A 23,326-nucleotide genomic window follows, 5' to 3' on the forward strand; every position below is an offset into this window, starting at 1 on the left:
GAATTCATTTCTAATTATTTAATTTTCAATTTACCACATTTTCTAATTAAAAATATACTCCTTCATTAACACAAAACGGCATTTTTTTATTCTCAAAAAGTGCAATTATATTTTGTGCAGCGCAAACTGCCATTCCGTTTCTTGCTTCATAAGTTGCAGAACCAATATGGGGTAAAACACAACAATTTGGAAGCAACAATAGCGGATTGTCAGATTTCATAGGTTCCGGATTCGTAACGTCAAGTCCGGCTCCCCAAATTATATTATTCGTTAAGGCATTAAATAAATCATTTTCATTTTGAAATTTCCCTCTTGCTGTATTAATGAAAATCGCATTAGATTTCATCTTAGCAAAAGTGTTTTTATTGAAAAGCTCATTATTTTCAGCACTGTAATTAGAATGAATGCTTAAAACATCACTTTCTGAAAGTAAAGTTTCAAAATCTACATATTTTGCATCTAATTCTTTTTCAGCTTCTTCATTGTGAGAACGATTATTGTAAATGATATTCATTCCGAATGCGGCTTTACATTTTTTAGCCATTTCAAAACCAATTCTGCCTAAACCGAAAATCCCAAGCGTTTTGCCATAAAGTTCTTGTCCTAAATTTGCTAAAGGATCAAAACTTCTCCAGTCATCATTTAGAATTCTTTTATGATTGAAGAATGATTTTCTGGCAACACTTTGCATCAATAAAAAAGCGATATCTGAAGTGGCTCTGCTTAAAACATCGGGTGTATTTCCAACAGGAATTTTTCTGTTGTTTGCCGAAGTCATATCCACAGCATCAAATCCAACAGAAAATAAAGCAATACCTTTTAAATTTGGACACTGCTCAAAAAAATCTTCGTCTAAATTATTGGTTCCAACATTCAGCAGCGCATCATTTTTTTGACAGATTTTTATAAATTCTTCTCTTGATAAAACATTTTCTGTTGGATTTATCGTTAAGTTGATGCCTTTTTCCTGAAGCAGTTTAATGCCGGCTTCGGGTATATCTTTATTTATAAAAACGTTCATCTTTTTGTAATCTAATTTTTATTTATTCGGCCTGTTTTTTTATCATACCCGTAAGGACAATGACGACAGCCGCTTTTGCAACAGTAACCACGTTTTAAATGGTGTTTTTCAGTAAAGCACTTATAACCTTCGGGCGTATAGTAAAAATCTTCGCCTTCGATTAATTTATTTTCATTACTTTGCTCTTTCATAAACTATTTTGTGTCAATTGGCGTTTCATTTAAATTGAAAAAACAATTAATCGATTGTGATTTTATTGAAATCGAACAATTTTATAACTACAAATTTATAAATTTTACAGCCAATGTTTCTGATTGTTGCTAAATATTTAATTCCAAAAGGATATCGCGGAATGGCTGTTTTTCCCTTCATTTTAGTAAAATATTATAAAGATCAGGTAAATGCTGTTTTTGTAAATCACGAAAAAATACATTTAAGACAGCAAATAGAAATGTTGATTCTACCGTTTTTTATCTGGTATATTTTAGAATTTTTTATTCGTTTGATTCAATACAAAAACACAGATTTAGCTTATAGAAATATTAGTTTTGAAAGAGAGGCATACAAAAATGAAACTAATTTTAACTATCTGAAAAACCGCTCTTTTTTTCAGTTCTTGCAATACATAAAATTAAAATGAACCCCGTTTTTAATCAGCCCATAAATATTGAGTTTTCAAACGACATCTCTTTGACCATAAAGCGTGAAGATATGATTCATCCTTTTGTATCGGGAAATAAGTTCAGGAAACTGAAATACAATTTGCTTCAGGCGAAAGCTGAAAATAAAACGACTCTATTGACCTTTGGCGGAGCATTTTCCAATCATATTGCAGCTGTCGCTTTTGCGGGGAGAGAACAGGGATTTAAAACAATCGGAATTATTCGCGGGGATGAACTTTTGGATAAAATTGAAGAAAATCCAACATTGAAATTCGCTCAGAAAAACGGAATGCAATTTGAATTTGTGTCAAGAGAAAATTACCGCCTAAAAAGTGAAGAATCTTATATTGAAAGTTTAAAAGCGAAATTCGGAGATTTTTATTTGGTTCCCGAAGGCGGTACAAATGAACTTGCCGTAAAAGGATGTGAAGAGATTTTGACTGATGAGGATTCAGTTTTTGATTACGTTTGCTGTGCTGTTGGAACAGGCGGCACGATTTCCGGATTAATAAATACCGCGTCGCCTAATCAGAAAATTTTAGGCTTTCCTGCCTTAAAAGGTGATTTTTTAAAAGATGAAATTCGTATTTTTGCAAAAAAAGATAACTGGAATTTAATTTCTGACTATCATTTTGGAGGTTATGGCAAGATAAATTTAGGATTAATTGAATTTATCAATGCTTTTTTTGAAGAAAATAAAGTGCCCTTAGATCCAATTTATACTGGAAAGATGGTTTTTGGCGTTATAGATTTAATCCATAAAAACTATTTTCCTGCACATTCAAAAATTTTACTCATTCATACCGGTGGATTACAGGGAATTAATGGAATGAATTTAAAATTGAAGCAGAAAAAATTACCAATACTCAAAATTGATGCTTAAAAAAATAATTACACTCTTCGTAGTTGCAGTATTGGCAAGCTGTTCTTCCAGCAAGCCTACTATCGCAACCACTAAAAAACAGGCAGCAGTTCAAAGACCCAGAACAGCTTCGACTAAAAAAGGAGTTACTTCCAGACCAACTGCTAAATATCCTTCTACAAATAACACAACTGAGGTTATTCAGTCGACTTCCAAAACAGTTGTTACCAGCAGTCTGATTACTGATTATGTTTTGCAGTATAAAGATATTGCAATGGGAAACATGAAAACATACGGTATTCCGGCAAGTATTATCCTGGCTCAGGGAATTCTGGAATCGGGAGCAGGAAGAGGGGATCTGGCGGTGTCAGCTAATAATCATTTCGGAATAAAATGTCACAAGGACTGGCTTGGGGAAAGTGTTCGTCATGATGATGATTCGTCTCAGGAATGTTTTAGAAAATATAAAGAACCATCAGAATCCTACAGGGATCACGCTTTATTTTTAGTTGGTAAAAACCGATATGCCGTTTTGTTTACGTATGAAAAAGACGATTATAAAGCCTGGTCAAAAGGGTTGAGGGCTTGTGGTTATGCAACAGATCCTAATTATCCGGATAAATTAATCAGTTATATTGAGCGTTATAATCTGCATCAGTACGATTGTCAGGTTACAGGGAAAAGCTATACCGCAATTAATAAGTCAGCACCGGTAAAGAGTTCATCTTCGTCTTCGGTTTCAAATTCAGACGATCCGAATTTATACGAAGTACAAAAAGGAGATACTTTGTATTCGATATCCAAAAAATTCAACATATTGGTTGACGAATTAAAACAGAAAAACAACCTGACGGACAATGCACTTTCGATAGGTCAGAAACTGAAAGTGAAATAATTATTAGTTGTAAAATATTAATGAAAAACAAAATCGTAATTGGAGTTTTTATTTTGGCAATATCGATAACAATTCGATTTTTTTGCGGAGTTTATCGTCATGATGAATTTAGAGAAAATCATTTTTTCATAAAACATAGCCCAATTTGGAAATGGGAATTTTACTCTCCTCAGGGAATGTCCGACTTAAAATTTGAAGACCTTTCGAAAGAAGAACAAATCGAACAAAAATATTTTAATGAATATATAAAAGACAGAGGTCTTAGTTTGTGATCTAAAAAATCTAAGAAGTCTAAAATCTAATAATCTAAATAAAATGATTTATAAAAGAAGTAGCCAGCTTTTTGCTGAAGCAGAAAAGGTAATTCCGGGAGGCGTAAATTCACCGGTTAGAGCATTTAAAGCCGTGGGTGGAACTCCGATTTTTGTAAAAAGTGCCAAAGGTGCTTATTTGTACGATGAAGACGGAAATAAATTAATAGATTACATCAATTCCTGGGGACCAATGGTTTTGGGACATGCCTATCAGCCGGTTGTGGATGCGGTAATCGAAAAAGCAAAACTGGGAACTTCATTTGGAATGCCAACAGAACTGGAAACAGAAATTGCAGCATTGGCTGTTTCTATGGTTCCGAATATTGACAAAATCCGTTTTGTGAATTCAGGGACAGAAGCTTGTATGAGTGCGATTCGTCTGGCGCGCGGCTTTACAAAAAGAGATAAAATCATCAAATTTGCAGGCTGTTACCATGGACATTCTGATTCCTTTTTAATTCAGGCAGGAAGTGGAGCCGTAACTTTTGGTTCACCAAACAGTCCCGGAGTTACAGAAGGAACTGCAAAAGATACGTTATTGGCGAAATACAATGATTTAGAGAATGTAAAAACTTTAGTCGAAGCTAATAAAAGCGAAATCGCAGCCATTATTATTGAAGCAGTTGCAGGAAATATGGGTTGTATTCCACCTCAAAAAGGTTTTCTGGAAGGTTTAAGAGAATTGTGTACTGTAAACGGAATTTTACTGATTTTTGATGAGGTAATGACAGGTTTCCGCTTGGCAAAAGGCGGTGTCCAGGAATTATTCAATATCGATGCCGATATTGTTACTTTCGGAAAAGTAATCGGTGGCGGATTGCCGGTTGGTGCTTTTGCTGCACGTGAAGAAATTATGAATTATTTAGCACCTCTTGGTCCGGTTTATCAGGCTGGAACATTATCAGGGAATCCGCTGGCAATGGCTGCCGGATTAGCGATGCTGCAGGCTTTAAATAATGATCCTGAAATTTTTACAAGATTAGAAGAAAAAACAGCGTATCTGGAAGCAGGAATTGACAGGGTTTTAAAAGCGAATAATGTTGTTTTTACCATTAATAGAGTTGGTTCTATGATTTCGGTGCATTTTGATGCTGATCCCGTTACCGATTTTCAAACAGCTGCAAAAGGAGATAACGAAACGTTTAAAAAATTCTTTCACGGACTGTTACAGGAAGGTGTTTATATCGCACCATCGGCATACGAAACCTGGTTTATTACAGATGCGTTGACCTATGAAGATTTAGATTTCACCATTAATGCAATAGATAAGGTTTCTAAAACCTTCTAATAATAAAAAAGGCTTTAAAAGCTAATTGTATCTACACAACAATATCATTTTGTATTGATAAAGTACAGATTAGATATCTTGATTTTAAAAAAAACAAGCGATTGAGAATATAATTGTTGTTCTCAATCGCTGTTTGCTTATAAGGATTATTCAGTTCATCTGTTTAGATTTGGTGCTATTTAGAGATGTATTATATCATAGACGTTTGCCAATTTTATGCTTTAGAAATAATAAAGGCCATCTTTTGGACAGCCTTTAAAAACTAATTAAAAATAAAAAAATCAATAAGAATATACAAATCAGGAACTGATTTATAAAAATTCTTATTTTGCTTTCATAAGTACTTGTACACTGTTAGATTTTTTTAAAGAGCTAACGATGAAATCTTTCAGGTCTTTTGCAGTTAGAGTACTTAAGGTGTTTTTTAGAATTTCTGTATCCTGAGGTTCTTCGTTATTTCGAACATAAGAAGTCAAAACATTCAGCCAGTAATTGTTTTGTTTGATCTGTTCCTGATGATTTTTTAGAATAGACTGCTTGATGTCTTCGAGCATATTTGCAGGAATATTTTCAGTCTGAACTCTTGCAAGCTCGGCATGAATAATTTTTACCAAAGCATCTGCTTTATCAGGGTTACAATCAAAATTGATCTCTAAAGAGAATAACGGAGAAGGAGTCTGAGATAAACTGGTACCAACCTGAACGCCGTAACTACCGCCTTCTTCTTCACGGATGGTTTCTAAATAACGTTTTTTAAGCCATTCAGATAACATATAACTTAAGATTTTGTTCTTTTTATTATAGACAGCATCTTTATTTTCCAGATGAAGATAAACCGTAGTTTTTGGCGTATCCATGGTTCTGAAAATCGTTTTTTCTACTTTTCCGTCTTTCATGAAAATTTTATGATCCACATATTTTTCAGCTTTTTCGTTTGCCGGAATATTTCCTAAATAGGTATTGATCAAAGGAATGTCTTGCTCTGAAATGTTTCCAACGAATAAAAAGGTAAAATCTCCTCCGTTTGAGAAGCGTTCCGTATAGAATTTTTTAGCTTTATTTAAATCCAGGGCATTTATAAAATCCTGCGTTAAAAGCCAGTTGCGTTTGCTGTAATTGGTGTTTAAATTTGAAATGGTATCACTTAAAGCTTTTTCGTTGCTGTTTGGGGCATTGTTAAGTTTGTTTTGATATTGTTCTTTTATTTTATCAAAAGTGCTGTTGTCAAATCTTGGATGTTCAAAATACAGGTATGTAAGCTGTAATAAAGTCACAAGCGATTCTTTGTTACTGGTTCCGTTAAAACCTTCGTACAAACCACCAATATACGGACTCACGGAGGTAGTTTTACCAGTCAGTTTCTTTTTTAAATCGGTAAATTTATAATCGCCTAAACCAGAATATGTCGCTACGCCAGCAGCAATCTGAGCTGCAGGAAGGTCTTTCCAGTCAGCCAGAGAGTTTCCTCCAGCGCTGTATGCGGAAAACAAGATTTGGTCTTTGCTCAAATCAGTTGGATAAATAATCACTTTTGCGCCGTTTGCCAAAGTGTATTTTTTCGCATTCGCGAAAGCCTTAATATCTTCTGTTTTTACAATTGGTTTTTCTGTCAATTGCTCTTTTACCAGCGAAGCCGTTAATTCTTCTTCTTTGTACGGTTCTAATTTTGTGTTAGAAATAGTTTTGATAATATTCCAGTATTCGTTTGCTTCCGGTAGTTTCGTTGCTGGATCTTCCGGAGCAGAAACCGATAACACTAAATTATCTTTTGGATTTAGCGCTTTAAAAGCAGTATTTACCTCAGCTAAAGTAACATGGTCAAGGAAAGCATTAACCCATTCGTGCTCACCTTCAACAGAAAAAACAGGATTGGCTTCTAAGAAATACAGCTGTAATTGTTCTGCCCAGTAACTGTTCCCAATTTTATCTTTATTTGTTAAACGATTGTCGTAGGAGGTGCGCATTTTAGTTTTCAAACGGTCTAATTCCTGCTGCGTGAATCCGTTTTGCATCGCTCTTTCAAATTCTCTGTAAGCTTCTGTAAAAGCTTCGATGAATTTTCCTTTTTTAGGATTAACGTTCAGTGAAAATTTGCTGTCTAATCTTGAAAGATTATCATTTGAAATTCCGAACGCCAAACCTCCTGTTTCGTTATTTATCAGGTATTCGTTGAAACGAGTATTCATCATCTGCAGTGCCAGGTTTTCCTGCATGCTTTTGATCATTTCTGCCTGATCCTGTACTAATGGTTTCGATTTGTTGTATGAAAGAGAAATTCCGGAACTCTGTAATTCTTTGTCGGTAGCCAAAACGTAGCGATTTTCTTTCTGTACCGGAATTGTTTCGTATTCTCTTTTATTGATTTTTTTTGGAGTTGGTATCGAACCGAAAATCTCTTTGACACGTTTTTCAATTAAAGCGACGTCAATATCCCCTACGATTACGACAGCCTGATTTTGTGGCTGGTACCATTTTTTGTAATAATCCCTTAATACCTGATATTTGAAATTATTGATCACATTTAAATCTCCAATTACATTTCGTTTTGCATATTTTGAACCTTCAAATACGACTTTGTTGATTTTTTCTCCCGTTCTGTAATCTGCATTTCTTCTCGTACGCCATTCTTCACGAATTACGCCTCTTTCTGCATCAATTTCGTTATTGGCAAGCAGAAGAGAACCCGACCAGTCGTGCAGCACATACATACAGGAATCCAATAAAGTTTTGTTTTGCGAAGGAACATTGCTGATGTTGTAAACGGTTTCGTCATAAGCCGTGTAAGCATTAATGTCTTTACCGAAAGAAACTCCTTGTTTTTCTAACATATTGATGATGCCTTTTCCTTTAAAATGTTCGGTTCCGTTAAACGCCATGTGTTCCAGAAAATGCGCTAATCCGTCCTGATCGTCATTTTCTAAAATAGCGCCAACGTTTTGTACAAAATAGAAATCGGTTCTGTCTTTTGGCCATTCGTTATGCATAATAAAATACTGCATTCCGTTTGAAAGCGTTCCGTGTGCCACTTCTTTTGGCAGCGGAAACGTAGTTTTAAACTGCGCCGAAACCTGAGATAGACCCAGAATCAGGAAATACGCTAGAATTAATTTTGTTTTCATTTGATAATTATTGTTCTTTTTTGATTGAATTTTGGTTTGAAAAAAGTATAAGATGTGCCTGCTGTTGCTTTGAAGGTCTCATAAGAAACCTTCAAATAACAGTTTTTACTGAATGCGAATCTGTAATATCAGCGTCTAAATAGTAAGCATTTTTAGAAAAATCTACATCCAGTCCGGAAGTGAGATACCTTTTAAATAGTAGTCAAAATACTGTTGCATTTTGAGTGTCCAGTCTTTTCTATTGGCAGCAATATCTAAAGTATGTCCTTCTTTTTTGTAGTTTATCAGTAAAGCAGGTTTCCCTAAACGGCGAAGCGCAAAAAACAAAGACTGACCTTCCTGATAAGGCACAGCACGGTCATTATCATTATGAAAAATAAGGATTGGTGTTTTGATATTTTTAGCCGAAAAAATAGGAGAGTTTTTGATATATCCGTCCAGATTGTCGTGCATAGAACTTCCCATACGATATTGATCGGCTTCATACTTAAACATTGTCGAAATACCGTTGGATCTCATTACAGGATAATTGGCAGTAAAATTGGTTACTCCCGAACCTACAATGGCACAGCTGAACAGATCTGTTTTTGTAGTCAAGAAAGAAGTTTCGTAACCGCCAAAACTATGTCCCTGAATTCCAATTTTACCTTTTTCAGTAATGCCATTTGAAATTAAATATTCAACGCCACTGATGACATCATTGTAAACGCTGTTTCCAACATCACCATAAGTGTAATGCACGTCTGGCTGAAAAACAATATAACCCTGACTTACGAAAGTTGGAATGTTAATATTAGAAGTACTTACTTCCGGCAATTGATATACATTAAAATCTTCTGTATGTTTTTCGTAAAAATGAACAATTACCGGATATGTTTTTTTACTGTCATAATTATCTGGAAGATATAGATTTCCTTGATTTTCTTTTCCGTTAAAACTCTTCCATGTTACTACTTTTGCAGTTCCCCAAGCATATTCTTTTTGCTGCGGATTGATATCGGTAATTCTTGTCTGTGAGCCAAAACTAGATGTTCCCCACCATAAATCTGGGAAAATCGTATAACTCTCTTTTGAAAATAAAACACTTGAATCGTCACCAGAAACAGTTTCTATTTTAGTATTATAATTAGGATCAGCAAAGATTTTTGTGATTGTGTTGGATGCAAATTTGTAAATTCCTTTTGATTTATGTTCGATGTCAAAACCAATAAAAGTAATGGATTTTTTGGAGTCTAAATCTCCAATAAAACCACTTTCGCTGTAACGCAATTCAACTTTATTTTTTTCTTCCAAAACCATTCGTAATGGAATAAGCGACTTTTTGATTGGTAAGATCAATTGCCCACAAATCAAATTGGTCATACAAAACGACTGTATTTCCATTGTTTAACCAACCTGCAATTCCATAGGCTGTATTGGCAGATTTCATATCTACCTTATCATTTGAAACCGGAAAAGGAATTTGCGAGCTGATGTTTTTAAACTGCAAAGAAGCAGTGTCAAAAACCGTCCAAATTTTTTCTTTTTCATCATATAAAACAGCAAAATTTCCCTGTGGATTCCAGATTGGAGTTCCAAAAACGCCTGTCAGTACTTTTGTAGATTTTCCTGTTTCGGCATCGACCCAGTAAATATCATTGCGTTCATTAAAAGTCCAGTCTACTTCTACAGTATAAGGTTTTTTATCGATAGCAAAAACACCTTTAAAATTACCAGATTCTGGCATTAAAACCTGATCGAATTCGCCAGTTGCAGCGACTTTGACTACTTTTTTATTTTGGATATCATAAAGTAATTTCTGTTCGCTTGGAAGCGTTTTTGAATTTCTCAACAATTCCTGTCTGCGTTCCATAGTTCCCTGATTGGATCGCCATATTTCAACATTAGATTTTGCGATCTGAGTATTTTCAGGACGTTTGTTAGAATTCACTAATAACGAAATAAAACGTGTATTTTCATTTAAACTGTAAGCTGTTTTTGAAATCGAAAAACCAGAATCGTTTAAAGCAATTTCATCATAGTTGAATAAAACTTTTGTTGAATTGGTATTCAAATTGAAATAATAAACCAAGTTGAAATCAGAACTGTTGTTTCCCTTTAAAGTGAAACTACCTCCGTTTTCTTTGTCATTTAATTGAAAATCACCAAAGTCAGAAGCTTTTCCGTTATAAACTGTTTCTTGTTTACCGCCTGGAATTCCGTGTTTTAAAAACACCTGATCCTTTTCGATCTGAACATAAACAATCGATTTATTCTTTAAAAAGCGAGACGATTTAATGTTGTTTACAGAAATACTGTCATTGCTTTCTAGATTATAAAAAACCAAACGCTGCAGAAAAAAGGGTCCTTTTTCAGCTTCTGGACGAGTATAATACAGAAAATCAGTTCCTTCAATAGCATTGGTGTAATGTTTGGTTTTCCAAAGTTTTTTAACTCCTGTTTTTAAATTTTGCAGAAGCGTGCTGTCATTTTTAGTGTACTGAACCCAGTCTTTTTTTCCGATGAATTTCAGATCATTGATATTCTCAAGAACCAGGCGTTTTCCTTTTGGAGCCTCCTGAACAATAATCTGTTTTTTATTTTCTTTTTCTTCATCCTGAAAAACGGTGCTGTAGGAAATCCATTTTCCGTTGTATGACAAAGCTTTGCTGTTGATTCTCTGCCATGACTGGTAAGCCGATTCGTCAACTGTTTTTTTCTGTGCAGATAAACTATGTACACTCAAGGCGAATGTACATAGTGCAACTATTTTTTTCATATAATTAAAATTTCAGAAAGCGAATTATTCGTTCTTTAAAGCATTGATAACCCCTGTAAGTTCATCAACCAATTGTCCCGGATTTCCAGAATAACCTTCAGAAGTAAATCTAATTTTACCATTTTTGATCACTACTTTTCGGGGTATACCGCTTGATTTGAAAATTGCTGCGTATTTTGAGAAAGATTCGTTATTTGTTCCGCCTCCTTTTTTAACCAAATCAAAATAAGTATCTATTTTTAAGTCTTTTTCTTTTAAATACGCCAAAGCTTCTTTTTTATATCCTTCTTTGGTTTCCTGTGTGCTGATAAAATAAACTTCGACTTGTTTGTCTTCTTTATAGTTGTTTACCAATTGTTGCATTGCCGGAAAAGCTTTTTTGCAAGGACCACACCAGGTCGCCCAAAAATCGATTACGATAATTTTACCGCTGTTTAAATCTAATTGTTTTGTTTTTCCGTCAGATCCCTGAACTTTAATGTCAGGAGCGGCGATATCAATTAAAGCTATTTTTTCTTCAAACTTGTTTTCTTTTTTCAATTGCTCTAAATAAGCAGGAAAATCACTTTCTTTCTTGCCTTCTTTTAAATAAGCTTCTTTCAGTTTAGCAGTCATTCCTTCAGATAAAGTGTTTCTTTTTGCTGCATTTTTTAAGACCTCAATGATGGGTTTATTTAATGCTTCTAAAGCTCTCACATGAATATCATTGACACCTGCTTTTTCATAACGGTTTTCGATTGGTAGTTTTTCGAATGTTTCTACTACTTCTTTGTATTTTTTCAGCATATCAAACATACGAATCTGGATAATCAATTCGGTATTTAATTGATTTTTAGCATTTTCAGTTGCCTGATTTGGAGACCAGTAAATTCCCTGCATATAAGACATATCATTAACTTTTTGCTCCATTAATTTGATCATCGGAACAGCCATTGTTTCTAAAACTTCTGGTGTAACGGTTTTTAAATACAAAGCTTTAGAAATGTTCTGATGATACGCATCTTTCAATGAAGCAAATCTCATCGTGGGAATTAAATCCAGAATGCTTTTGTAATCTTTGGCCTGAAAAAAATATTCGAACTTTGCTTTTGCAATATTATCATAGAGATACTTTTGTTCAGTTGGCACTTCATTGCTGTATGGAAACTCAGCTAAAAACTGTTCTGCTACTTTGTATCTTTCATTGACGTCAGGAATTCGGCTAAATACCTGATAGGCTTTGAATCTGAAATAAGCACCTTTTGGAAACTGTTTTTTAATTATATTTTCCAGAGAATCTGCTTTTGCTGTGTTCTTTAAATCATTCAAATAAATGTTGCGAAGTTTAACAAAAACTTCTTCCGGCATCCCGTTAGTGTTTTTTGAAAATTCGGTTAAAATTTTAGAAGCAATTTCATCAAATTTTTCCGGTTTTTGTTTTTTCAGGATTTTGATGTAGGTATCAAAAAATTCAGGAAATCTCTCTGGATGGTCTTTAACCTCTTTCTTTAACCAATATTCAGTTGCATCTCCATCAATAGAAAAATCTTTAAAATAACCGCTAAATTCTCCGTTGAAATCTTTGTTTCTGAAGGTTGCCCAGGCTAAATCTGCACCCGGCATTTTTACTTTTGGTTCCTTAAAAACCACCAGTATATAACCTTTGTCTTGTCCGGTATCAGTAACAATTCCATTTTCTGTATTACCATAGAATTTGAAAGCCATAAAAGCACAGTTTTTTGGAACGGTAAAGTCGGCGCTGTAAACAGCGCCATTTCTTTTCATTTTAATATCTTCGATTTCCCATCTGTAATCATTGAAAACATAAGTATAGCCGTTGATATTTTTAACGTTTTCTAAAGGGCCTCCTTTTGGATCATAAGTCATATTTAAAGTTGATCCGGGAATAGGGATATCTACCATTCCTTGTAATCTTAAAGGGACTTCTTGTGCGGTAACTTGTAAGGTAAAGGCACAAAGAACCGATACCCAAAAAATGATATTTAATTTTTTTAACATTGTAAAGTGTTTTATTTACCTAGTTCAGGGTTTAAATCGATGTAATTTTGATTGATTGGGAATACATATCCATCGCTGTTAGGAGCCAGGGTAAATGTGTTTCCTTTAAAAGTTCGTGTGTATGTTTTCTGAAAAGCCGGATCAAGGTTTAGTCTTCGCTGATCAAACCAACGGAAACCTCTTCCTATGAATTCTTTTTGTCTTTCTGTCAAAACAAGATTTAAAGCTTCCGTACTTGTTGCAGCACTTACCTCATATGTAGTGTTGGTTTTGAATCTTTTTGCCCTAAGAATATTAAGGTAATCTACAGCTTTTTGAGTTTGTCCAGCTCTGGCATAACATTCAGCAGCGATTAAATACATCTCTGGAACCGAAACGCCTACGTTAATTCCGTTTGTATTACTGTAGGTAGCAATTCCAAAACCTCTTCCTGTGTAAGTTGGAGAAACACCAATGTTACCGGGAATTGTGTAATAATCATAACGTAAATCATTAGCTCCAAAACTACTTAATAAATCATTAGAAAGAGGAGCTCTATTATAAGACAGCAGTAATGTTTTAGAAAATATAACTTCAGGATTTTGAATCAAAACCGGATAACTGTAACCAGTGGCAAATGTTTTTAAATCAATCAATCCATTCTGCATTTGTAAAGCTTTTTCAGCATTTTCAAGACTCAATTGATATTGGCCCATGTATAGATATGTTCTTGCCAATAATGCATAGACGGCTTTTTTAGATGGAAGCACATTAAATGGAGGTGTGTCTTGAATATCATTTGCTAAAGCACTTTTTAAGTCAGAAATGATTTGATCATAAACTTGTTGCACTGTATTTCTATCCAACGATGAAAATAATTCAGGTTTTAATAATAGTGGAACCGCTTTTTCCGAATTAGCAGAAGCTGGATCAAATTGTGGACCGTATGTATTTACCAGTTGTAAATAAGCAAATGCTCTGTGTACAAAAGCCTCAGCATAGATTTCTTTTTTCTCTGATTCTAATCCATCCTGGCTGCTCATTACTCCGTCTAAAATAACATTGCTGTAATAAATAGCCTTATACAAACCATTCCAGTCTGCATCACTCTGAGAAGGATCGTATATTCTTTCCTGCCAGGTATAGCTATTACCCCAAATGGTATTAACACCATTTTGATAAGTTGTAGAAAATTCTACATCTGCGTTGGCAAGAAGATAAATTCCGCCTGAAGAAGTTATATCGTTATAGCTATTAGCCAGACCTCTGTAATCAGAAGTATATTTTAAAACTCTGTTGTTTCCAACCGGTTCTACTTCAACATAATCTCTACAAGAGCTTAATAAAAGTACTGGCAGGAAAATATATAGTGTGAATTTTAGTAATTTCATAAATCTGTTTTTTAAAATTAAAAGCTACAATTAAATTGTAAAGAATAATTACGTTGCGGAGCCAGCGTGTTATAGTTATTGTTTGACAAATACTGAGGATCAATACCCTCATCATTTTTAACCCATAACAATCCTAAATTCCTTGCTGCAAAATTGAAACTCAATGATTTTATAAAAGTTTTTTGTAACCATTCCGCAGGAACATTATAGCCCAATGAAATTTGCTGTAATCGAATATTATCAGCGGGAAGTACATTGATGTCTGCGTTTTGAAAACGATTTAAACTGTTAAAACTAATATTGCTTAATCCAGGAACATTTGTAATCATTTCGTCTCCGGCTTGTCTCCAGCGATCGGCAATCAATTCGTCTTTCGCAACTGCACCATATTGTACGCCTGCATAAGTAGGATAATTTTGCAACACGGTATTTCTAAATACATGTCCTGCGTAGTATGTTATCTGAACACCAAGTCTGAAATTCTTATACGAGAAATCATTCATAAATCCGCCAAAATAAGGTGCAATAGTTCTTCCCATGTATTTAAGGTCGTCTTTATTAATCATTGAAATCCCCTGAGTTGAATTTATAATTGTACCATCTTTTTTATAAACCGTAGACTGACCGTTAGCATCTAAACCTGCCCATTTGTAAGCATAAAGGTATCCTATTGGGCTGCCTTCCTTTGTTATTCCCGATAAATACTGGCTAGTAGTAGTAGCCTGAAAACGGGAGTCTGTAACTTCATTTGTGTTATAGGCAAAAGTTAAACTACTATTCCATTTGAAACCTGAGTTTATGATAAGTCCTGAAATATTTAAATCAATACCATGCCCTTTAAGTGAAGCTGTGTTATAAGTTAAAAACGACCAGCCCGATGTTGGATTAAAAGGTAAACTTGTTAATATATCATTGGTTTTTTTATAATACAAATCAGCACTTCCGCGAAGACGGTTATTGAAAACAGCATAATCCAAACCAAAATTAACTGTCTTTGTTGTTTCCCATTTAATCTCAGTATTTTCCGGTAATGAAATAGAAGCAGTTGGTAATTGTGTATTAAAATCAACAGATCCAACAGAAATTATAGCACTTTGGCTTCCAAAACCTCCAGGAGGAGTACTTCCTGCTTTTCCATAAGTAACTCTGGCAGATAAATTGTTTAACCAGCTTACTTCTCTTAAGAAAAATTCTTTATTGATATCCCACTTACCTCCAACAGACCATAATGGTAATGCTCTGGTTCTTCTGGAAGCTCCAAGTAAATTGAAATCATCAAAACGTACACTTCCTGATATATGGTATCTGTTCATGAAATCATAAGACCCTAAGCCGTAGTAAGACAAGTAACGCTCTCTATATTTATTGATGCTGTTATCAGAAGTTCCAATAATATTTTGCCAGCCATAAATAGTGGTATAATAAATCGTAGGATTTACGGAAGTTGATGAGTTAGTATCCGTATTATAACCATAATACCTTTGGCTTGATCCTTCTCTACGTTCTTCTCTAACTTCTGAACCTGCTAAAAAGTGTAAAGCATTATCCTGATTAAAATTCTTATTGATATTCATCTGAAAGCGCATGCTTTGCGATTGGTTAGCTATATTTGTATTGTACAAATACGATCCTACAGGTATTCCATAGACTAATTTTCCTGCTGTACTTACAGATGTCGCCTCATTGATCATGTTTCTTGAAAAGTAACTGTCTAATTCACTCAGTGATTTTGTTTTATTTCCAATAGAAGTGAACATCCCCGAGGCTTCAAAATTCAACCAGCTGTTTACTGTTGCTGTTAAGCTTGCATTTAATCTTATATTAGCTCCTTTTGTTACTACATTAGAATAATTTAATTCATCCAGATAATTATAAGTCCACGGTAAATATCCTTTTTTTTCAAATCCTTTTGCAACTTCTGGTCTAAAAATAATATAACGATCTATGCCATTTCCGTTTTCATCAGCAATCATATCATACGGACGCAGCGCAAAATTGGATACGTTTGATAATGCTTCATTCGCAGTGGTATTGGTTTGAAAACTAGAAGTAACGTAATTTATCCCTGTATTTAATTTTAAAAAACTTTTAAGCTGAAAAGAATTGTTAAGCGTTATATTATACGATTGAGATTCGTTGCCTCTCATTGCTGCCTCATCTTTATTAAAGCCTAAAGACAAATAATAGGTGCTTTTATCACTTCCGCCAGAAACAGATAAATCATATTGTCTGGTTGCTGAATTTCTTAATAAATATTTATTAATCTGACCCAGATTGTCGTTTTGTCCCAATTGGTTTAATAAACGGTCTCTTTCTGATATAGAAATAGTTCCTCTTTTCTGTTGAAACATGATTTCCTGAGCCGCACTAGGATTTTTGGCCTGCCAATCGCTTATATTATCAACCACAAACCCACCATTAACCAAATCTTTTTCATAATCAATATATTGGGATGTGTTCATGACACGCAATTTTCCCAAATCCATTTTTTCACCTATTGTAGTGGTGGCATTAAAATTGATTATTGGATCACCTTTCTTTCCTTTTTTGGTGACCACTACAATTACTCCATCGGCTGCACGAGATCCCCAGATAGCAGCTGCTGCGGCATCTTTCAAAACTGTAATGCTCTCTACATCATCCGGATTAAGGTAGCTTAAAATAGAAGCTCCCGGAACTCCTCTTCTGCTAAAGTTAAAATCCTCTGTAGACTGCGGAAAACCATCAATAACAATTAAGGGTCTGCCACTACCACTATAATTGTTTGTTCCTCTTACCGAAATAGTACCTGTTCTTGGATCCACCTTCACACCGGCCATTTTTCCCTCAATTCTTGAAGCAATATCTACAGTAGGAACTTCGGCAAGCTCTTTGGCGCCCATAACTTCAAAAGAGCCGGTTACTCTCTCTTTAGGGATTTCGGTATAACCGTTAGAAACAGTAATCTCTACAGAATGAAGTTCCATTACATCCGGAACAAGAACAGCATCAATTATTCTTTTATTATTAACAGGTATTGTTACTGTTTTAAAACCCAAAGAGCTAAAAACAATAGTATCATTGGGCGAAACTCTCATTCGGTAATCACCCTCTTTTCTGGTAATATCCCAGGTTTGTTTTCCTTTTAAAACTACATTTACTCCAAGTAACGGCGCACCTTTTTTATCGGTTACCCTTCCTGTAAGTTCGTATTCTGATTGTTCAGGTCTTTTTTTATTTTTCTTCACAACAACCTGCTTATCAATAATGTCATAGCTTAAATTGTTGTTTTTTAATGCACTGTTCAAAATTTCTTCAAAAGTAGCATCTTTCTCTAATGTTATCGTATTGGCTGTGCTGAGCACTTCATCATTGTAAAAAAATACGTAATCCGTCTGCTTTTCTAGAGTAGCAAAAAAGTCTATTAACGGAGTGTTCTTAAAACGGGCATGCAATTTATTTTGTCCAAGGGAAGGGCTGGCATATAAACTACACATACTGATCCAAATAAATGCAGTGACAGATCTCATAAGCAGCAGATATAAGTAATACTGATATCGTTCAGAAAAGAATTTTTCTGAATTATGTTTTTTATTCATAATTTTGTTTTGAATTTAAGATGTAGTCAATATTTATTAACTACAGTTCTACAATGCCAAAAGATGCGCCAACATCTTTTGGTTTTTTTTGGTTAGTTAAACAAATAAGAGGCTAATATGATTTTAATGGTCTTATTTCATAGGCTTTAGTGGTTTTGGTTGATTTTTTTATTATTTAATTGTAATAGTTCTTTGATTAACATTTACCTGACAAGTATTGTTTGTAATACTTGACAACGCATCAGCCAGTGAATTAAGGTTTTCATTTAAAGCAAATGATCCTGAGTAACTGGTGTTTAAGTTTAAATTGGCTCCTTTTATGAATTCAATTTTATAATATTTTGAAAGTTTGTTTAAAATGGTTCCTAAAGACTCACTTTTAAAGCTGAAGTAACCCTCACGCCAGGATAATACCGACGAAACATCTCTTCCACTTTCTACTTTCAGGTTTTTCTTGTCTTTATTGATTTTACCAATCATTCCCGGAGTTAGATCCTCCTGAAGTTCCTGGTTTTTTAAAATTCCTTTTTTGGTGTAAGTAATTCTTACTTTCCCTTTCAATAATGCAGTTTGAATAGTCTCGTCTTCAGGATAAGAGCTCACATTAAAAACCGTTCCGAGAACTCTCACATTACAGTCTTTTGTTTTTACAAAAAATGGTTTTGTTTTGTCATGTGAAACATCAAATGCGGCTTCTCCGGTTAAATAAACCTCACGAATTGAGCCAACAAATTGAGTTGGATATATTAACGAAGAACCAGAATTTAACCATACTGTTGTACCGTCAGCCAATACAATCTGAGTTCTTTTTCCGTAAGGAACATTAACAGTATTAAAAGAAGCTGTATTGCTTGTATTGGTATTTATGGCTTTTTTTCCAATAAGAACCTGTTCGCCATTCTTGCCATAGCTTATTACGGAACGCTCATTTACAGCAATAGCTTGCTTATCCTGTAAAACAAGTGAAATGTTTTCTGAATCAAAATTTATCTCCGTTTTTTCCGCACTTGCTGCAAAACGTTCTAAATCAGTTAAAGGTTTTTCGTCAGTTGAACGGTTTATATATAGTCCAGCTAATAGAATAATGCTTGCTGCAGCAAAATAAGCCAGCAGTTTTTTTCTTTTTTTCCTTCCGGATTCTTTCTTTTCAAGCTGAACTAATCGATGACGAATCTGTTCCTTTAAGGATTCCTTTTCATCATTCGGTATATTGTTAAAATTAATTTGCAAAACGATTATTTTTGGGTGTATATCTTTAAAGAGAATGATTCTTTAAAAACATAGACAAAAAAATAACCTTTTTTTAAAGTTTTTTTCGAAGTTCTTTTAAACATCTGTATATCAGTGTTCTACAGGACTCTATTGAGATTTCTAAAATAGAAGCAATTTCTTCATAAGGTTTGTCTTCATTAAATCTGTAGAATAATGCTTTACGCTGTTTTTCGGTAAGTTCCTGCATGGCAAAAGCCAGTTTTGAATTTAGTTCAAGAGTGTTTTCCTGATCTATTAAAGCATCTTCAAATGATGCTTCTTTGGGCGTAATATAATCGTATTCAGTATTTAAGTGGAATATTTTCTGAGAGGCCTGATTTTTTTTTAGAATATTTCGCTGGGTAATTTTAAAAAGATAAGACTTTACATTTACACTTTCAGACAAACCGCTTCTGTATTTGTAAATATCCAGAAAAACATCATGAATAGCATCTTTTGCAATTGTAGTATCTTTAGTATACTGTAAAGCAAAGGTTAACAAAACATCAGCATAGATATCATATAGCGTTTCAAAAGCGGGAATATCGCCTTTTTTAATCTGCTGCCATAAATATATATCTGTAGTGGTATTCTCCATTTATGGATGAATTGTTTTTGGTATTTACTGGCAAATCTACTAACTTTTATCAGTTAAACGGGGGATGTTTCAAATATTTCGCATGATTTTGTTTATTTTGATTAAAATAATAAAGATTATTTTGTTAAAATCAATTGTTTTTTTTGATTAAAATCATTCTATCCTGACCCTATACTTACGATAAATACGTTTTTGAAGTAAACTTTAAATTTTAAACAAGCGATTATTACAAGATTTTTATTGCCAGAATAATCTAAAGCTTTAATTTGTCTAAGCTTTTTTTTAGAAGAAAGGTGGAAAAATTACAAGTTACAAAATTATATAGTTGAAACATTTGAAACTAAAAACCCACATAAATCGTCCTGTTTGAAACGAAATATATGGGAAATTTAATATATGATTTTAACTGTTATTTTAAACCTGACATGCGAAGTGCTTATCTGCAGAAACCAGTTCAGTTAACCGGGAAGGTATTAAATAAATTATTGGTTGTCTTTTCTGTATTCTCTCATTCTATCTCTTGCCTTATCTTTATTTTCTTCCTGATTTTTTTTCCATTTGGTATATTGATCGGCAGTTAGAATCTCTTTCATTTTAGCATCATTTGCATCTGCTTCAGCTGTCATTTCTTTTCTGAGAGTTTCTCTTTGCTCAGCAGTTAATTTTGTGCCTTTTTCCCTTTGTTCTTTTCTGGCTTCTCTCAGTTTTTCAGATTTAATACTTCTTTCAGCGATCAGCTGTTTTACCTGTTCCTGCTGTTTTGCGTCTAAGTCTAAGTCAGAGGTTAATTTTTTCAGTTGTCTTTCATTGCGTTGTTCCGGTGTCATTCGCTCTCTTTGTTCACGCATTGGTCTTTGATCCATATCACCGCCATCTCCATCTTGTGCGAAACTTGCTATTCCAACGAATAGTAAAGTCGCAATAAATAATTTTTTCATAATTTGTTTTTTTTTAATGGTTTACTGATGTAAGACAATAAATAAAACAAAAGGTTTAATTATTTAACATAATTTTATTTTTTTATTTAGCTGAAGGGTGTTTAAATTGGTTTTTTGATTAGAATATCTTCTGTTTGTAAGTGATCCAATAAATACTTCTTTTTAGGATTTTTAAACGGAAAGCTTCTTAAGTTTAACAAAGCCACCTCTGTTTTCCTGTCGTTTTAAAGATTGTGAAACAATTAAACTTCCAGTAGTAATCATATTTAATAATTCGTAAAAAGGCACACTAATCTGGTACGTTTTTTCCATCTGCTCCATTTCATTTTTCCATTTTAAAAGCTGATCTTTCGCATTTTGTAAATCATTATCAGATCTTACGATTCCTGCGTTTTGCCGCATCAAGTGCTGAAGTCTGGGTTTTAATTCGGCCAGATATTCAGGATCAATTTCAGGCTTAGCTGTTTTTCCTTTCTCTGAAATTTTATAATCAGTTGTTTTTATTTCTAAAGCAGGAGTGGCTAAGTATTCATAAATTCTGCCGGAATAAACTAAAGCTTCCAGTAATGAATTGGATGCTAATCGATTTGCGCCATGAAGACCAGTCTGAGAACATTCGCCACACGCAAATAAATTGGAAACAGATGTTTTTCCATTAGTATCAACCACAATTCCACCGCAGACATAATGCTGTGCAGGCACTACCGGAATCCAGTCTTTGCCGATGTCAATTCCTGATGTTAAACAGTGCTCATAAATCATTGGGAAATGCTTTTTAAAAGATTCAGGATTAAGATGTGTACAATCTAAATAAACACAATCATCACCGGATTTTTTTAGTTCCAGGTCAATACTTTGCGATACAATATCCCTGGAAGCTAATTCTTGTCGTGAATCGTAGTCCATCATAAAACGATGTCCTTGCCTGGTACGCAGATAAGCACCGAAACCACGAACAGCTTCAGAAATCAAAAACTTAGAACCTGTGGAGGCTTCATAAAAAGCAGTAGGATGAAATTGTATAAACTCCATTTCTTTAATAGTTGCTCCGGCACGATAAGCCATTGCAATTCCGTCCCCCGTTGCGATTACAGGGTTAGTTGTATGTCCGTAAAGATGTCCGATTCCGCCGGTAGCCAATATCGTAAAGTCTGATTTGTAAGTTTGAAGCTGTTTCGTTTTTTCATCTAAAACAGTAATTCCCAGACAGTAGTTTTCTTCAGTAATTAAATCGACTGCAAAATGATGATCGAGCACAGTAATATTATTTTTTTGACAAACCTGCATTAAAATAGCGCGTTCAATTTCATAACCCGTCTGGTCTTTATGATGCACAACACGATTTTCAGAATGACCACCTTCTTTACCTAAATTAAGATTGCCGTCCGGATTCTTGTCAAATTTGGCACCCCATTCTATCAGTTCTTTCAATCGTTTTGGGCCTTCGGTAATAACCATTTTTACAATGGCTTCATCACATAATCCGTCTCCGCAAATAATTGTATCACTGATGTGCTTCTGATACGAATCTTTGTTTTTGTCAATCACAATGGCAATGCCGCCCTGAGCATATTTTGTATTTGATTCGTCAGTGTTTGATTTAGTAATAATAGTGATATTTTTTTTCGGAAATTTTTCTGCCAGGCGAAGGGCAAGTGTCAGTCCCGCAACACCGGAGCCAATAATTAAGTAATTTGTATGTATCATCATTTGGATAATTCAATCATTCTTTCGATCGGAATTAATGCTTTTTGAATAATAGCTTCGGGTACAGTAATTTCAGGACTTTCATTTACTAAACAGTCGTATACTTTTTGAAGTGTATTCATTTTCATGTAACCGCATTCGCTGCAGGCACAGGTATTGTCTTCTTTCGCAGGAGCGGGAATCAATATTTTTTCAGGAACTTGCTCCTGCATTTTATGTAAAATACCAAATTCGGTAGCGACAATAAATTTATTTCCCGAGTCCCTTTTGACATAATCAATCATTCCGGAAGTGGAGCCAATATAACTCGCAGTAGCCAAAATATGTGTTTGAGATTCGGGATGGGCAATGATTTTTGCATCCGGATGTTCTTTATACAATTCCAGTAATTTATCTAATGAAAAAGCTTCATGAACGACACAGGAACCATTCCACAATACCATATCCCTTCCTGTTTTGCTCATCACATATTTTCCCAGGTTTTTATCGGGGGCAAAAATAATCGGTTTGTCTTTCGGAATCGATTCTACTATTTTTACGGCATTGGCAGAAGTGACCACAATATCTGTCAGGGCTTTTACTTCTGCAGAGCAATTCACATACGTAATCACAAGATGGTCAGGATGCTGATCCGTAAATTTTTTGAATAAATCAGGAGGACACGATTCAGCCAATGAACATCCGGCATTTACATCCGGAAGAATCACTTTTTTGGAAGGATTTAAAATTTTGGCTGTTTCGGCCATAAAATGAACTCCGGCAAAAAGGATAATATCAGCATCTGCTTTTGCTGCTTCCTGAGATAATCCCAGACTGTCGCCAACATAATCAGCGATTTCCTGAATATCTGTCTGCTGGTAATAATGTGCTAAAAGGACAGCGTTTTTTGCTTTTTTGAGTTTTATAATCTGCTTTTTTAAATTTTGTATTTCGATTTTATCCATTTTTTTTAAGAATTATTTATCTA

Annotated in this window: 18 protein-coding genes; 5 read left to right on the forward strand and 13 right to left on the reverse strand. The window is 34.3% G+C overall.

Features of this window, described 5'->3' with window-relative positions:
* Positions 1–46: 46 nt before the first annotated feature.
* Together P5P89_RS14100 and P5P89_RS14105 are read right to left on the reverse strand one after the other, a co-directional pair.
* Complete coding sequence (locus tag P5P89_RS14100; RefSeq protein ID WP_278008896.1) at positions 47–1,021, reverse strand: 2-hydroxyacid dehydrogenase; 975 nt, start codon at positions 1,019–1,021, stop codon at positions 47–49.
* Positions 1,022–1,032: 11 nt separating this feature from the next.
* Positions 1,033–1,212: a C1orf53 family protein gene (locus P5P89_RS14105; RefSeq protein ID WP_095928730.1), complete on the reverse strand. Its 180-nt coding sequence runs from the start codon at positions 1,210–1,212 to the stop codon at positions 1,033–1,035.
* A 113-nt stretch (positions 1,213–1,325) separates the two neighbouring features.
* Here P5P89_RS14105 and P5P89_RS14110 point away from each other — a divergent pair, with 113 nt between their 5' ends.
* Genes P5P89_RS14110 through hemL form a run of 5 tightly spaced genes read left to right on the forward strand, consistent with a single transcriptional unit; the run spans position 1,326 to position 5,042 of the window.
* The gene (locus tag P5P89_RS14110; protein ID WP_278008897.1) at positions 1,326–1,661 is read left to right on the forward strand and encodes a hypothetical protein; all 336 of its coding nucleotides are present in this window, start codon (positions 1,326–1,328) and stop codon (positions 1,659–1,661) included.
* Positions 1,658–2,566, forward strand: a complete 909-nt coding sequence (locus P5P89_RS14115; RefSeq protein ID WP_278008899.1) for a 1-aminocyclopropane-1-carboxylate deaminase/D-cysteine desulfhydrase — start codon at positions 1,658–1,660, stop codon at positions 2,564–2,566. The genes P5P89_RS14110 and P5P89_RS14115 overlap by 4 nt, the downstream gene beginning before the upstream one ends.
* Complete coding sequence (locus tag P5P89_RS14120; protein ID WP_278008901.1) at positions 2,559–3,440, forward strand: glucosaminidase domain-containing protein; 882 nt, start codon at positions 2,559–2,561, stop codon at positions 3,438–3,440. The genes P5P89_RS14115 and P5P89_RS14120 overlap by 8 nt, the downstream gene beginning before the upstream one ends.
* Positions 3,441–3,460: 20 nt before the next feature.
* Positions 3,461–3,712, forward strand: coding sequence for a hypothetical protein (locus tag P5P89_RS14125; RefSeq protein WP_278008903.1), 252 nt, complete (start codon positions 3,461–3,463; stop codon positions 3,710–3,712).
* Between the two features lie 43 nt (positions 3,713–3,755).
* Positions 3,756–5,042, forward strand: a complete 1,287-nt coding sequence (hemL, locus tag P5P89_RS14130) for a glutamate-1-semialdehyde 2,1-aminomutase (protein ID WP_278008904.1) — start codon at positions 3,756–3,758, stop codon at positions 5,040–5,042.
* A 323-nt stretch (positions 5,043–5,365) separates the two neighbouring features.
* Here the strand turns inward: hemL and P5P89_RS14135 are convergent, their stop codons facing one another.
* From P5P89_RS14135 to nadA, 11 genes are all read right to left on the reverse strand, one after another.
* The gene (locus tag P5P89_RS14135) at positions 5,366–8,161 is read right to left on the reverse strand and encodes a M16 family metallopeptidase (protein ID WP_278008905.1); all 2,796 of its coding nucleotides are present in this window, start codon (positions 8,159–8,161) and stop codon (positions 5,366–5,368) included.
* A gap of 162 nt (positions 8,162–8,323) precedes the next feature.
* Positions 8,324–9,460, reverse strand: a complete 1,137-nt coding sequence (locus tag P5P89_RS14140) for an alpha/beta hydrolase family protein (RefSeq protein WP_278008906.1) — start codon at positions 9,458–9,460, stop codon at positions 8,324–8,326.
* Entirely contained in the window at positions 9,438–10,919 is a 1,482-nt protein-coding gene (locus P5P89_RS14145) for a hypothetical protein (RefSeq protein ID WP_278008907.1), read from the reverse strand. Before P5P89_RS14145 ends, P5P89_RS14140 begins: the two co-directional genes overlap by 23 nt.
* 24 nt (positions 10,920–10,943) lie before the next feature.
* Positions 10,944–12,917 (reverse strand): TlpA family protein disulfide reductase, encoded by a 1,974-nt coding sequence (locus P5P89_RS14150; RefSeq protein ID WP_278008908.1) that lies wholly within the window; start codon positions 12,915–12,917, stop codon positions 10,944–10,946.
* 11 nt (positions 12,918–12,928) lie between these two features.
* The gene (locus P5P89_RS14155) at positions 12,929–14,287 is read right to left on the reverse strand and encodes a RagB/SusD family nutrient uptake outer membrane protein (RefSeq protein WP_278008909.1); all 1,359 of its coding nucleotides are present in this window, start codon (positions 14,285–14,287) and stop codon (positions 12,929–12,931) included.
* 17 nt (positions 14,288–14,304) lie between these two features.
* Positions 14,305–17,865: a SusC/RagA family TonB-linked outer membrane protein gene (locus P5P89_RS14160; RefSeq protein WP_278008910.1), complete on the reverse strand. Its 3,561-nt coding sequence runs from the start codon at positions 17,863–17,865 to the stop codon at positions 14,305–14,307.
* 171 nt (positions 17,866–18,036) lie between these two features.
* Positions 18,037–19,095, reverse strand: a complete 1,059-nt coding sequence (locus P5P89_RS14165; protein WP_278008911.1) for a FecR family protein — start codon at positions 19,093–19,095, stop codon at positions 18,037–18,039.
* Between the two features lie 73 nt (positions 19,096–19,168).
* Positions 19,169–19,714 (reverse strand): RNA polymerase sigma factor, encoded by a 546-nt coding sequence (locus P5P89_RS14170; protein ID WP_278008912.1) that lies wholly within the window; start codon positions 19,712–19,714, stop codon positions 19,169–19,171.
* 482 nt (positions 19,715–20,196) lie between these two features.
* Positions 20,197–20,652 carry a hypothetical protein gene (locus P5P89_RS14175; protein ID WP_278008913.1) on the reverse strand — a complete coding sequence of 152 codons (456 nt, stop codon included), beginning with the start codon at positions 20,650–20,652 and terminating at the stop codon, positions 20,197–20,199.
* Positions 20,653–20,823: 171 nt separating this feature from the next.
* Entirely contained in the window at positions 20,824–22,362 is a 1,539-nt protein-coding gene (nadB, locus tag P5P89_RS14180) for an L-aspartate oxidase (RefSeq protein WP_340696481.1), read from the reverse strand.
* On the reverse strand, positions 22,359–23,303 hold the full coding sequence (nadA, locus tag P5P89_RS14185) for a quinolinate synthase NadA (RefSeq protein ID WP_278008914.1): 945 nt from the start codon (positions 23,301–23,303) through the stop codon (positions 22,359–22,361). Before nadA ends, nadB begins: the two co-directional genes overlap by 4 nt.
* Between the last annotated feature and the right edge of the window lie 23 nt (positions 23,304–23,326).

Source organism: Flavobacterium gyeonganense (assembly GCF_029625295.1).
GTDB classification, from domain to species: domain Bacteria; phylum Bacteroidota; class Bacteroidia; order Flavobacteriales; family Flavobacteriaceae; genus Flavobacterium; species Flavobacterium gyeonganense.